Below are 13,670 nucleotides of genomic sequence, written 5' to 3' on the forward strand. Positions count from 1 at the left end.
TAAGCGTTGCAGCTTAAAACTGCAGCGCTTTTTTTATCTCTGTAATTTGCTCATCAGTATAAGGGACTGCAGGAAATTTACCCCAAATTGGCGCAGGCCAAGCTGCATCAGTAGTAAAGCGTGCAATATGGTGAATATGTAATTGCGGCACCATATTACCCAAAGCAGCTATGTTTAACTTATCAGGGCTAAACACATCCATTAATAATTTACTTAGCTTGGCTGACTCTTTTAAATACACAATTTGATCACCCTCAGATAAATCAATTACCTCTCTTAAGTCAGCCTGTCTTGGTACTAATACAAACCACGGATACTGACTATCGTTTAATAAAAGTACTTTACACAGCGGCCAATCTGCAAGTTCTATACAGTCGCGCTTAAGCTCTGGCGCAAGTTCAAATTTAGGGTTCGTCATTGTTATATCCTACTTTGTCTTTAATAATCGCCACTTTATAGCATTTAGTTGCAGTTGCACACGCTTGGCTTTACCATCAAAGCAATATTTATAATAAGCTAAGGCAACCTTGTGCTAAAAAAAATAAAATACCTCTCACTAGCCCTACCATTAATGGTTGGCGCTATTAGTGTTCAAGCAAAACCTTTATCGTTGGAACGTATTTTTGACGATCCAAGCCTGTCAGGTAAATCACCTGTACAACTTAAATTTTCGCCTGATGGCAGCCGTGTAACTTACCTGCAAGGTAAAAGCGATGACTACAACCGCTACGATTTATGGGAATATAATTTAAAAGATAACACCAATCGTGTGCTAGTTGATTCGGCAAAATTATTTTCAGGCCCAGAAAACCTATCAGATGAAGAAAAAGCCCGCCGCGAACGCCAACGTATTTTTGGTAAAGGCATACTTGAGTACAAATGGTCGAAAGACGGTAAAGCACTTTTATTCCCACTTAACGGCGACCTTTACTATTACGATTTAGCCTCAGGTAAAAGTAAAAAGCTAACCGATACTGAAACATTTGAAACCGATGCACGCTTTTCACCTAAAGGTAATTATGTATCATTTATTCGTGAACAAAATCTTTATGCTTTAGAGCTTGATTCAGGAAAAGAAATTCAGCTTAGTAAAGATGGCGGCGGCGTAATTAAAAATGGTATGGCTGAGTTTGTTGCTCAAGAAGAGATGAGCCGCATGACGGGTTACTGGTGGTCAGGGGATGAAACTAAAATTGCCTATACCCGCGTTGACGAAACCCCAGTAAAAGAAGCTATCCGTAACGAAATTTATGCTGATGAAGTTAAGTTATTTAACCAACGCTACCCGTTTACAGGTACCGACAATGTTAAAATTCAACTCGGTGTGGTTAAACTAAACGACCAAAAAGTAGATTGGATTGATTTAGGTAAAGATGAAGACATTTATATAGCACGCGCTAAGTGGCTAAAAGACGGCAATACATTGTCGTACCAATGGCAAAATCGCTCGCAACATAAATTAGAGCTTCGTTTTTATAACAGTGAAACTAAAGCACAAAAAGTAGCACTAACCGAAAACAGCGAAACGTGGATTAACCTACATTTTGATCTTGAGTTTTTAAAAGACAAAAAGCATTTTTTGTGGGCATCTGAGCGCGACGGTTTTAAACATTTATATCTGTATCGCACAAACGGTCAACTTGTTCGTCAAATTACTTCTGGCGATTGGGCTGTTGATAGCTTAAAAGGCATTGATGAGAAAAAAGGCATTATTTACTTTGCTGGTCGTAAAGACACTCCTCTTGAAAGCCATTTATACAGCGCGCCTTTATTTAAAAAAGGCGATGCCAAACGTATCACCGAAAAAGGTCAGTACCATAATGTTGTGCTAGCAAAAGACAGCAAAACCTTTATCGATAATAGTTCATCTGATAATAAACCAAACTCAGCTGCGCTTCGCAAAGTAAACGGCGAATTTATTACATGGCTTGAAGAAAATAAGCTTGATAGTAACCATCCGCTTACTCCTTATTTAAGCGACTTAACAAAACCAGAATACGGCACAATTAAAGCCGAAGATGGCCAAGTTATGCATTACCGTTTATTTAAGCCTAGCAACATTACTGATGGTAAAAAGCATCCTGTTATTGTTAACGTATACGGCGGCCCGCATGCTCAGCGAGTAACGAATAGCTGGCGCAGTAAAAACTTGTACTTTCAGTACATGGCGCAACAAGGTTACGTAATTTTTCAACTTGATAACCGTGGTTCGTACAACCGTGGTAAAAAGTTTGAAGATGCAATTTATAAACACTTAGGTGTAGTAGAAGTTGCCGATCAAATTAAAGGCGTAGAGTTTTTACGTACACTTGATTACGTAGATCCACAGCGTATTGGTGTTTATGGCCACAGCTACGGTGGCTACATGGCACTTATGACTATGTTTAAAGCGGGCGATTACTTTCAAGCGGGCGTATCGGGTGCTCCAGTAACCGATTGGGCTCTATACGATACCCATTACACTGAGCGCTATTTAGGTCATCCTGATACCAATGCTAAAGGATATGAGGACAGCGCAGTATTCCCCTACGCAGATGGCTTAAAAGGTCCATTAATGATTTATCATGGAATGGCTGATGACAACGTGTTGTTTACGCATTCAACTAAATTATTTAAGCAACTACAAGATAACGAAAAACAGTTTGAAATGATGACCTACCCAGGCTCTAAGCACAGCCTACGTGGTAAACAGGTGCAAACACACTTACATCAAACAATTACAAACTTTTTTAATCGTCATTTTGATGTTAAATAATTAAACTATTTTAAAAATAGATAAAGGCTGATTGATAAATCAGCCTTTTTTTTGCATTATTACTCGTCGGACCTAGATTAAACTCTCTTTTTAGCTACGCTTATCCTATGCGCTAAAGCGCACACTTTTTGAGGATAAATGTATGCCTAGTCTACGTAGTTTCAGTATATTCCAACGTTTCTCGCTACTTATAGCAATTGTGGTGTTTGGGCTTATAGCGCTTAGTATAGCCAGCTTAACTCACCAATATAGCTCTCTTAAAAACGAGCAGTATCTAAAAACACAAAACGTAGTAGAAACTGCTTACAGTATAATCGAGCACTTTTATGACCTTGAGCAAAGTAATTCACTTACTCAACAACAAGCTCAATCGCAAGCACTTAATGCAATAAGAGCAATGCGCTACGACAAAACCAATTACTTTTGGATTAACAACTATCAGCCCACAATGGTTATGCATCCTATAAAACCTGCGCTTGAGGGAAAAGATTTAACTAATAATAAAGACCCCGATGGCAAAGCATTATTTGTTGATATGGTGAATATAGTTAAACGTTCTGGCGAGGGGTTTATTCCTTATAAATGGCCAAAACCTGGTAAAGCAAAACCAGTTGAAAAAATCGCATTTGTTAAAGGTTTCAGTCAATGGCAATGGATTATTGGTTCAGGTGTTTATCTAGACTCAATTGACGCAGCATTTAGCGAGCAGCGTAATCTTATAGTTATCAGTGCTACAATTATGATTATTGCTGTTATTTTACTTAGTTACTTTATAGGCAAGAGCATTTTAATACCTACTCGTTTAGCGGCCGATATGATGAAAGATATTTCACAAGGCGAAGGTGATTTGACCCGCAAATTGAGTGAATCTGGAAATGATGAAATATCTGAACTATCACGTTCGTTTAATTTATTTGCTTTAAAAATGCGAGAGTCACTTGCCCATGTATCTCAAAGCGCAAACGACGTAAGCGAGCATGCGCATACAGTTGATGAATCAAGTAGAACAAGCCACTCATTTATTGAGCTCCAAAACGACAGCTCAACCCAAGTTGCAGCTGCCATGGAGCAAATGACTCACCAAATACATGATGTAAGCCGTAACGCCGAAGCCGCAGAGCAAGCAGCTAAAGACGCAGCACAAAATGCATCAACAGGTAAAAACGTAGTTGCTCAAACAATTACAGCCATAGAAACACTCTCAAGCAACATAGAAACGGTCAGCCGTGTAACAGAAGATTTAGCCAACGAAAGCCACAATATAGGCTCTGTACTTGATGTAATAAGAAGTATATCTGAGCAAACAAACTTACTGGCATTAAACGCTGCCATTGAAGCTGCTCGCGCAGGAGAGCATGGTCGAGGATTTGCTGTTGTTGCAGACGAAGTAAGAACATTGGCTAGTCGTACAGGGCAAAGTACTGACGAAATTCAAACCATGATCACTAAACTACAAGAAGGTGCAAAAGCAGCAGTAGAAGCAGTTAAATCAAGCCAAGCACTTTCGGTTTCTACCGTAGAACAGGCGTCATCAGCCAATACTTCGCTTAATGAAATAGAACGACTTGTTTCAATTATTACCGAAATGAACAGTCAAATAGCACGTGCTACAGAGCAACAAACTCAAGCTGCTGATGAAGTTAATTTACGTATTAATGAGCTATCTCAATCAACTGAGCAGTCACTCAATAATACTAAACAGCTTACCAATGCTAGTGATAACCTTAAACAAAGTAGCCAAGAGCTTTCGAGCGTAGTTAATCGCTTTAAATTAGATTGATAGCGATACCGTTATCATGAAACGCAAAAGCCCTGAATTAACAGAGCTTTTTATTACATATGCGTTTTTAGCTTATACCATTTCGCTTAATTAAGTGATCTATTTTTAGGATGGAAAAACGTGTTGATAGCTAGGCAAAAAATTTGCTATTTAGTTGTTCTAAATGAGAATTTTTTAACACAGATAGCGACACGTTTAGCCCCGAAAAATGATTAATTATTATTGCGGATTGGTATTACATACAGTAACGTGCAAACAAGCTCGTTACTGATGCAGCCGTTGGCTTGCCATGCTGCCAATCACCGCCTTCAACACCGCTACCAGCAATATCCATATGAACATAAGGTAGTGGCTGTGCAGAGTCATTACCGTGCTTATCAAGCCCACCAACAATAGCCATGAACGCCATAGGGAACTGATGTCCACGAGCAGTAACGGCAGATGCTGCGTTATTGCTAGATAAAACATCGTCAGCTAGCGTGCGTGGTTTAATAAAGTCGTAATCTTCGCGACGTGAACGCGATACTTCTGCGCCATCAGCCCACAAATCTCCAAAATCAGCTATTTGACGTGAAACACCTGCGCTACGAGCAGGGCCATTTTCAACATACGCACCGTAAGGACCCATCGCACGTGCCGCGTGACCCGTTAATGTAGCTACAGTAAATAACGTTGGATTGACCTCAGTTTTAGCTAAATCTTTCATTTCGCTAAGTAGGTCGCCCATTGCTAAGCGCCCTTCTGCATCGGTATTACCAATGCGTACACGGATACCTTCGCGGCTAGTAATAATTTCATCTGGCACAAAACAATCCGAACCAATAGAATTACGAACAACAGCTAAGTACGATACTACTTTAACGCCTTTAGGCTGATAATCCGCAACAGCTTTCATAAAGCCCGCAACAGAAGCTGCGCCACCTTTATCACGACTCATGCCTGCCATATGGCCGCCTACTTTTAAATCTGCACCGCCTGTATCGTATACAAGACCCTTACCTACAAACATAAGTGTGCGAGTAATTTCGCCCTCTGGTACATATTCAAGCTTAACAACACGTGGGTGATGGCGCTCAACTGCATACGATGCACGCGCAACAGTGCTTAGTATTGGGTAGTTTTTATCAATAGCTGCAATATCATCAATTACGTCAACCGCAATGTTTGAGCCTTTAAATAAGTCAACGCAGTAATCAGCAAAACGTGGTGGAGCCATACGCTCAGGTTCAGTGCCACATAAATCACGCGCGGCATATTGGCCAGCTGCAATTGCATTAACAGCTTTGATTGTTTGCTCGCTTGCGCCAACTAAACCAATTTGAGTAATAGGTTCAATACTTTCACCGTGATATTCACGCGCTTCTAATGGCTGCCATAAGGCTTGGCAAGCGCCTAAATAAGAAACTTCTAAAGCGTGCTGATAACGACTGTCGCCATTTAAATTTGGTAAAAATAATGCAGGATTAACACTACCCGACGCTTTTGCTTCGTTAATTGCTAATTTAGCAGCATCAAAATAACGGCGAACATCATCGTAATCTCTATTTAACGGACCAGTAGGCGCAAGTACAACGCGCTTGTTTTCAATTACTAATAAAGTAACTTGCTTACCGATGCGAGAATCAACGTTTGCTTGGGCTAAAATAGCATCACGTAATGAGTTATTTGGTAATAAAGAAAAGTCATCACTAATAATAATAAGCGCATCATGTGATGTGCATTCAAGGCTCGCACTAACCGCTTGAGGGTATGCCATAAATAAAGTCCTGTTAGAAAACATAGGCCTCTATTATCGTCGATTTAAATATTGAAGACCAGCAAGGTGCGATGAGCTAATTACACAACTTGTCAATAAATGGCAACTTGGAGTTACAGGCTTTACAGCTTAATCAAGAATACTCAGTTGAAAGTTTTGCTCTGGCTCACTTTTAATACCAACGCCTATACCAAGTAATCGTACAGGCTGCTGTAAACCTCTTTGATAAGCCTTGGTAAGTAGTTGAACAAGTATTTCAGTGTTTAGTTCGTGGTATGCCTGGTCGGCTGAGGTTACTACAAAATTTGCAAACTTCACCTTAACACTCAGTTTATTAATACGGTTTTGTAATTGTTGCTTATTAAGCCTTAAAACTAATTCGTCTAACAATTTTGGCAGCTCATCTAAGCACTCTTGCAAACTTGTTTTATTGTATTCGTAGGTATGTTCAACACTCAGCGATTTTCTAATGCGATCTGTCGATACTTTACCAATATACTCACCTGCACATTTTTGATAAAGCGATACACCAAAATTGCCTACATGTTGCTGCATCCAATTTACGCCCTTTTCACGTACATCTTTGCCGGTATATAAGCCTTTTAAATTGAGTTTTTCGAGCGTTACTTTACCCACCCCCGGAATTTTCCCCAGAGGTAATTGCGCTAAAAAGTCATCGACCTCATGAGGCAAAACGACAAACTGACCATTCGGTTTTTTTTCGTCGCTGGCTATTTTGGCAATAAACTTAATAGGCGCAATTCCTGCTGATGCAGTTAATCCTGTGGTACTGTAAATATCGGCTCTTATTTGCTGTGCAATAAGTGTGGCACTGCCTTTACAAGCTGTGCTGTCTGTTACATCTAGGTAGGCTTCGTCAAGGGAGAGAGGCTCTATTAAGTCTGTATAGCGGCTAAATACTTCGCGTATTTGATTTGAAGCTTCTTTGTATACAGCCATGCGCCCAGGGACAATAACTAAATCGGGGCATAATTGTTTAGCACGATAGTTCGACATAGCCGATCGTACGCCATATTCTCTCGCTATATAGTTAGCGGTTGAGAGCACGCCTCGTCGGCTATTGCCTCCAATAGCAAGCGGTACACATGCAAGTTTAGGATTATCTCGCATTTCTACTGCTGCGTAAAAGCAATCCATGTCTATGTGAATAAACTTCTTCATCACCACAACACAACTGTTTATTTATACAGCCATTATTATAGAATCAAATGTGATAAGCAAGCCTAGGGCCTGTTTATCTTTCGAGGTTAAATTTGCAGCAGTATGTTTGGTATTTAGGCAAGGCAGAGCCTATGTAGTGTGGTTATTCCCCATAAATAGGCGATAACGTAGCACAAATGCCAAACATACGCTGCCCGAAGGGTTCTGCCTAGGGGCAATTTACTCTTTGTTGCTCGGTTTTTACTTATTCTTACAGGGATGTAAGTCAGTAGAATAACGCAGGAGCAGTTATCGAGCCCACTAGGTCACAAACCTCGCGCCGCGATTAAATAGCCCCTAGATTGAACAAATTTTAATCCTGAAAGGTCAACAGGCCCTAGTTAGCGATTAAAAAAAGTGCTTATTATCTTCTGGCTCTTTATGGCCACGTAACCAAAACATAACTTCGAAGAAAAACCCCGCTAACATTAAAATAATAGCGCCAGATTCATTACCCATTGCGTAGCAGGTAAATGAGGCTATAAAAACCAAACAAGCTAAAGACCAATTAATTATATTGTGCATACATACCTCTGTGTGTTTTTGTGTTTGTGTTTGTCTGTGTAATTTAACTGTAGACCTAAAATTAAACAGGTACAATCATCTTATAAAAAAACATGCTATTAATTACCTTGAGCTCACAACTCCATATTGATAATCTAAATACTTTATAATTAAGGGCCAATAAATAATGCAAACGTTTAAAGATCAGCACCCTATCCATACCGACATCACCGTAGCGTGGGCTGATATGGATGCACTACAACACGTAAATAATGTGGTGTATTTACGTTACTTTGAAATAGCCCGAATCGACTTCTTAAATAAAATAAATCTCTTCGATACAATAAGCTCTAATGGCGTAGGTCCGGTAATAAGCGAAAACAACATTCGTTATAAACGCCCAGTTACTTTTCCAGATACGCTTACAGTCGGCGTTACTATTTCTGATATAAAAACAGATCGATTTGTTATGAATTACACCGTATTTAGTCACGCGCAAAACGCTATAACAACAACAGGCACTTCAAAAGTGGTTATGTTTGATTTTGAAACAGGCCAAAAAGCACCAATTGCAGAGCCTCTTTTATCAGCGTTAGTTAGCTACTCTCAATACGATCAATAAGGAATTCTCATGCAATACAGCGCACTTGGCAGCAGTGGTATTAACGTTTCAAGAGTATGTTTAGGCAGTATGACTTGGGGTAAACAAAATACTCAAAGCGATGCTGATGAACAAATAGCCTACGCGCTAGAGCAAGGCGTAAACTTTATTGATACAGCCGAAATGTATGCTGTGCCTCCTTCTCCAGAGACCTATGGCAAAACCGAGGAAATTATTGGTGACTGGTTATCGCGTAATCAGCAAAAGCGTGGCGATGTAGTACTTGCTACAAAAATTGCTGGCAATGGATTATCTTGGGTACGTGATGGCGGTAATATTACTCGCCAAACAGTAATAGAAGCCGTGGACGACTCACTTAAGCGTCTTCAAACCGACTACATTGATTTATATCAGCTGCATTGGCCAAATCGCTCTACTCCACACTTTGGCAGACAATGGCCTGGCACACTTAAATTTACCGACGTAAATACACAAGAACACCAAGCTAGTATGCTTGATATTCTACAAGGCCTTAATGAATGTGTTAAAGCAGGTAAAATTAAGCACTGTGGTTTATCTGACGATACGCCATGGGGTATAAGCCAGTTTTTAAGCTTGGCCAAAGAGCATAACTTACCGCGCATGGTATCTATTCAAAATGAGTTTAGCCTAGCGCACGCTAAAGACTGGCCGTATTTAATAGAGCAATGTGTACACGAAGATATTGCCTACTTACCGTGGTCACCTTTAGCCGCCGGTTTATTAACGGGTAAATACCTAAATGGTGCTCGCCCAGAAGGCTCTCGTTGGACCTTCATGCAGCGCAACGGTATTTTTAGAGATACACCAAACGCAGAGCAAGCAACTAAGCAGTATGTTGAACTGGCTCATGCAAACAATATTACTCCAGCACAACTAGCACTCGCATGGTGTAACCAAGTAGATGGCGTCACATCTTCAATTATTGGTGCAACAACCATAGCCCAATTAAAAGAAGATATTGATGCATTTAACATTACATTAAGTGACGAAATCCTTAGCGAAATTAATACTATATTTAAAAACTATCCAATGCCTTATTAAGCGTGTACCAGTTAAAAAGCAGCCTTGCATAAAGGCTGCTTTTAACTAAAATATTTGACCCTACAACAACCAACACTATACTTTAATTAAGTTTTATTAATTCAACGAATAATTATCAATGCTGAAAAACGGATACTATGCATTTTGCTTATTAATTGTATTTAACGCACATGCCGTTGAGCAAAAAGTACAGCCTCTAGAAGAGATTATTTGGCTGCAAAGTTACACGCCCCCTTTTCATATAGCTAAGAGCGAAAGTGCACCACAAGGTGGAATTTGCGACAATCTAACTGAGCAACTAATCAGAACCATAACTGATGTAAAACATACTCGCTTAATAGTCCCTCAGCAGCGTATAAATAAATATTTAAATGAAGGAAAAAACGTATGTTTCCCATGTGTTATTTATAAAAAATATAATAACCAACTACTTAACTACTCAAATCCAACAACGGTATATCCTCCATTTTCAATTATCACGACAAAAGAGCTAAAGCCACAATTAGAGAAAAAGCACGGTTCACCTATTCATCTTATTAATTTATTAACTGATCCTCAATACGTATATGGACAAGCCGCTGCACGTAAATTTACAACTGAAATTAATACTATTATCGAAAATACAAAACGAGATAAAGAGTCATCGTTAAGTTGGAGCAGTGAAAACGAAAGTCAGGCTGTTATAGCGCGTTTGAGTCACGGATTTTTAGACTATTCAATTGATTACCCGTTTATGGCCGATTACTTTAATAAGCAAGGCGAATTTACGAATATAGAGAGTGTACCAATAGAAGAAAATGATGTTCAATTTATAAGAGGAGCAATAGGCTGTGCGGCTAACGCCCCCAATAATTTTGCAGAGCAAGCGCTTAAAAAAATTAACCGCGCGCTAAAAAACAACGTACTACAATCACCTGAGTACCAACAAAGTCAGCATACTTGGCTTAAAACTACCTTTACCGACTTTGATAAACACTACCAACAGCAAGTCATTAATTTTTACTTACTTTCCACTGATGCTCAAGTAAACACTGATCATTAGCATAAAGTGCAACAGCAAAAATACTTTTAGCCGTTACCTCACCTACGCCCGAAGGTGTGCCTGTCATTACTACATCACCGTCCTCGAGGCTCATAAATTCATTAATCTCTTGTAAAATCGAGTCAGGATTATGTAGCATAAAATGAGTATCACCTCGCTGAATCACTTCATTATTAATTTTAAGTTCAAACGTAAAGTGTTTCATAGCATCAGTTAGTTCGACAAAGTCACTTAAAATAACAGAGCCATCAAACGCTTTAGCGCGCTCCCATGGAAGCCCTTTATTTTTTAATTTACTTTGTACTGTGCGCTTAGTTAAATCTAAGCCCAACCCAACACCTACAAATTTTTTATCTTTAATTACAAAGCATAACTCGGTTTCATAATGCAGCGTATCGCCGTTATGAGCTGCAAGTAACGTATTAGTAATTGCGCTATTTGGTTTGTTAAATAAAACCATTTGATCTGGCGTTTCGTTATTTAGCTCTGCAATATGTGCGGTATAGTTACGGCCAACACACACTACTTTTGATGGTATTAATTCTTCAGATACTAACTTTATTGAATGCATATAAATAATGTCTCAGTTATTGGACCTGTTGACCTTTCAGGATTAAAATTCGTTCAATCTAGGGGCTATTTAATCGCGGCGCGAGGTTTGTAACCTAGTGGGCTCGATAACTGCTCCTGCGTTATTCTACTGACTTACATCCCTGTAAGAATAAGTAAAAACCGAGCAAAGCTTCCGCGTCCTGCTCACGCCCCTTACCTAAATCTATGTAGGCAACAAAGAGTAAATAGCCCCTGGGCAGAACCCTTCGGGCAGCGCATGTTTGGCATTTGTGCTACGTTATCGCCTATTTATGGGGAATAACCACACTACACAGGCTCTGCCTTGCCTAAATACCAAACATACTGCTGCAAATTTAACCTCGAAAGATAAACAGGCCCTAGCTAATAAGCGTTTCAAGTAAGCTCAAATTAATAGGTTTAAGTAAAACTCGGTCTATATTTAAATCTTTTATTTCTCTAGGATCTGGCTCTGCACCACTTACAATTACTAAGCGAAGCTCTGGATATCGCTCATTAATTTGCTGGCCTAAGTCAGTGCCACGTCCATCGGGTAAATGCATGTCTAGCAATACTTTATTAAATTGCTGGTCGTGATTAAGTATTTGTAAACATTGCGCGCAACTTGACGCAATCACCGTCTCAACACCTAAACTTTCTAAAAGTAGCTGCGTAATTTGCGCTGCATCGTGATCATCTTCTACCAGTAAAAAACGTTGTTTTTTCTCGGTTAAGCCACTACTACAATTTATATTTTTAGCTTGCGGTGCATGCTCTGGCGCTACCAAATAATCTTGCAAACTTTGGTATAAAGCCGCGCTATCAACAGGCTTTGGTATTACATCGTTAAAGCCAAGGGCTGCAAGTTCTTCGCGTATCCCTTTCATTGTAGCTGCCGTAAGCGCAATTATTGGACCTTTGTAGCCCATTTTTCTGAGCTCTATGGTAGCTTCCTTGCCGCCCATTACAGGCATATGAATATCAATAAAAATAATATCGTAAGGGGCTTTATACGCATCTGCAATACGTACTTTTTCAAGCGCTTGCTGCCCATGTTCGGCGTAATCTACGCGCGCACCACAGGTACTGATCATATGACCAACTAGCATGCGTAAATCACGCAAATCATCAACCACTAATACTCGCCCATGCACTTTGCATGGAGCCGATTTACTTTGTAGTTGCGGGACACTGCTAAAATTAAGTACCTGTCGTTCTACTTCGCTAATATCACCTGGGTAAATCGAAATAGTAAACGTAGAGCCTTTACCAAACTCAGAGTGTAAACTAATATCACCGTGCATACGCGCTAACAATTCAGCACATATTGCCAAACCTAAGCCAGCACCACCCACAGAGCGTGATTCCACATCGGCTATCTGCTCAAATGGCTTGAATATTAGTTCTTGTTTTTCAGGGGCAATGCCCATGCCTGAATCTTTAATGCTAAAAAATAGCATTTCGTGTTCATCAACCCACTGCGTCCACGCATTAACAACAATTTCGCCTTTATCGGTAAATTTAACCGCATTGTTTATTAAGTTTATTAAAATTTGGCGAACTCTTGTTGCATCCAGTCGTGCAACTAAGGGCAATGGCTGTTGAGATTCAAAACGCAGTGTAAGGCCTTTATCAAGCACCGATACACGCATTAAGGTGTATACATCGGCAAGCATGCTATCAAGGTTAACTTCGCTTAAGGTCAGTTCGAGTTTATCGGCCGCTATTTTAGATAAATCGAGCACGTCGTTTAACAAGCTCAATAAATGTTTACCATTTCGATAAATAACACCCAATTCATTTTCTGCTTGCTGACTAAAATCGCTCTGCATTAATAATTCGGTGTAACCTAAAATAGATGATAGAGGGGTTCTTAATTCATGGCTCAAATGAGCTAAAAAGCGGTCTTTTGAACGATTTTCAGCTTCGGCTTTTAAACGTTCAACTCGCTCGCCTTCAACATCTTTACGAGCAAGTGCATAACGAATAGCACGTGCAAAACGGCTCGAACTCATTTCTGTTTTTATTAAGTAATCTACTGCACCGGCGTCAAGCGCTGCCGAGTCTAACTCATCGTTTGACTGCCCGGTAAGCATAATAATTGGGCCGCTAAAGCCATTCGCAATGGCCTCTTTTAATACATCTAAACCATTAGATGCACCCAAGCGGTAATCAAGCAGGCAAATGTCGTGCTCATTTTTACTAAGCGTTGCAATTGCCTGCTCTGGGGAGCTTATCCATTGAATGTTAAACGTGTGTGAATCCAATTGGTCCAGATAGTCGCAGGTGAGTATATAATCATCTTCATCGTCCTCTACAAGCAGCAACTGAGTCACTTTATCTAACATACAATCTCCA

The 13,670-nt window shown here is 39.9% G+C and carries 11 protein-coding genes; 5 read left to right on the top strand and 6 right to left on the bottom strand.

The features are described from left to right. Positions 1–13: 13 nt before the first annotated feature. Positions 14–418 (bottom strand): HIT domain-containing protein, encoded by a 405-nt coding sequence (locus tag WNY79_RS09790; protein ID WP_342875753.1) that lies wholly within the window; start codon positions 416–418, stop codon positions 14–16. Between the two features lie 111 nt (positions 419–529). Here WNY79_RS09790 and WNY79_RS09795 point away from each other — a divergent pair, with 111 nt between their 5' ends. Both WNY79_RS09795 and WNY79_RS09800 read left to right on the top strand, forming a co-directional pair. Then, on the top strand, positions 530–2,755 hold the full coding sequence (locus tag WNY79_RS09795; RefSeq protein WP_342875754.1) for a S9 family peptidase: 2,226 nt from the start codon (positions 530–532) through the stop codon (positions 2,753–2,755). A gap of 142 nt (positions 2,756–2,897) precedes the next feature. Next, positions 2,898–4,535, top strand: coding sequence for a methyl-accepting chemotaxis protein (locus WNY79_RS09800; protein ID WP_342875755.1), 1,638 nt, complete (start codon positions 2,898–2,900; stop codon positions 4,533–4,535). 235 nt (positions 4,536–4,770) lie between these two features. On the opposite strand, the gene WNY79_RS09805 is transcribed toward WNY79_RS09800, so the two are convergent. From WNY79_RS09805 to WNY79_RS09815, 3 genes are all read right to left on the bottom strand, one after another. Beyond that, positions 4,771–6,291: a leucyl aminopeptidase family protein gene (locus tag WNY79_RS09805; RefSeq protein WP_342875756.1), complete on the bottom strand. Its 1,521-nt coding sequence runs from the start codon at positions 6,289–6,291 to the stop codon at positions 4,771–4,773. 129 nt (positions 6,292–6,420) lie between these two features. Beyond that, positions 6,421–7,473 (bottom strand): DNA polymerase IV, encoded by a 1,053-nt coding sequence (gene dinB / locus WNY79_RS09810; RefSeq protein ID WP_342875757.1) that lies wholly within the window; start codon positions 7,471–7,473, stop codon positions 6,421–6,423. A gap of 387 nt (positions 7,474–7,860) precedes the next feature. Beyond that, positions 7,861–8,037: a hypothetical protein gene (locus WNY79_RS09815; RefSeq protein ID WP_170071746.1), complete on the bottom strand. Its 177-nt coding sequence runs from the start codon at positions 8,035–8,037 to the stop codon at positions 7,861–7,863. Between the two features lie 166 nt (positions 8,038–8,203). Between WNY79_RS09815 and WNY79_RS09820 the strand changes: the two genes are divergently transcribed. The 3 genes from WNY79_RS09820 (at position 8,204) to WNY79_RS09830 (ending at position 10,742) form a co-directional block, all read left to right on the top strand. Then, the gene (locus WNY79_RS09820) at positions 8,204–8,638 is read left to right on the top strand and encodes a thioesterase family protein (RefSeq protein WP_197184647.1); all 435 of its coding nucleotides are present in this window, start codon (positions 8,204–8,206) and stop codon (positions 8,636–8,638) included. Positions 8,639–8,647: 9 nt separating this feature from the next. After that, positions 8,648–9,700: an aldo/keto reductase gene (locus tag WNY79_RS09825; RefSeq protein ID WP_197184646.1), complete on the top strand. Its 1,053-nt coding sequence runs from the start codon at positions 8,648–8,650 to the stop codon at positions 9,698–9,700. Between the two features lie 118 nt (positions 9,701–9,818). Beyond that, the gene (locus WNY79_RS09830) at positions 9,819–10,742 is read left to right on the top strand and encodes an ABC transporter substrate-binding protein (RefSeq protein WP_342875758.1); all 924 of its coding nucleotides are present in this window, start codon (positions 9,819–9,821) and stop codon (positions 10,740–10,742) included. Here WNY79_RS09830 and WNY79_RS09835 read toward each other — a convergent pair. Both WNY79_RS09835 and WNY79_RS09840 read right to left on the bottom strand, forming a co-directional pair. Then, on the bottom strand, positions 10,693–11,313 hold the full coding sequence (locus WNY79_RS09835) for a fumarylacetoacetate hydrolase family protein (RefSeq protein WP_024598670.1): 621 nt from the start codon (positions 11,311–11,313) through the stop codon (positions 10,693–10,695). The genes WNY79_RS09830 and WNY79_RS09835 overlap by 50 nt on opposite strands. 379 nt (positions 11,314–11,692) lie before the next feature. Then, positions 11,693–13,660 carry a response regulator gene (locus tag WNY79_RS09840; RefSeq protein WP_342875759.1) on the bottom strand — a complete coding sequence of 656 codons (1,968 nt, stop codon included), beginning with the start codon at positions 13,658–13,660 and terminating at the stop codon, positions 11,693–11,695. Between the last annotated feature and the right edge of the window lie 10 nt (positions 13,661–13,670).

The sequence above is a fragment of the Pseudoalteromonas sp. AS84 genome, from assembly GCF_038900255.1.
Classification (GTDB): domain Bacteria; phylum Pseudomonadota; class Gammaproteobacteria; order Enterobacterales; family Alteromonadaceae; genus Pseudoalteromonas.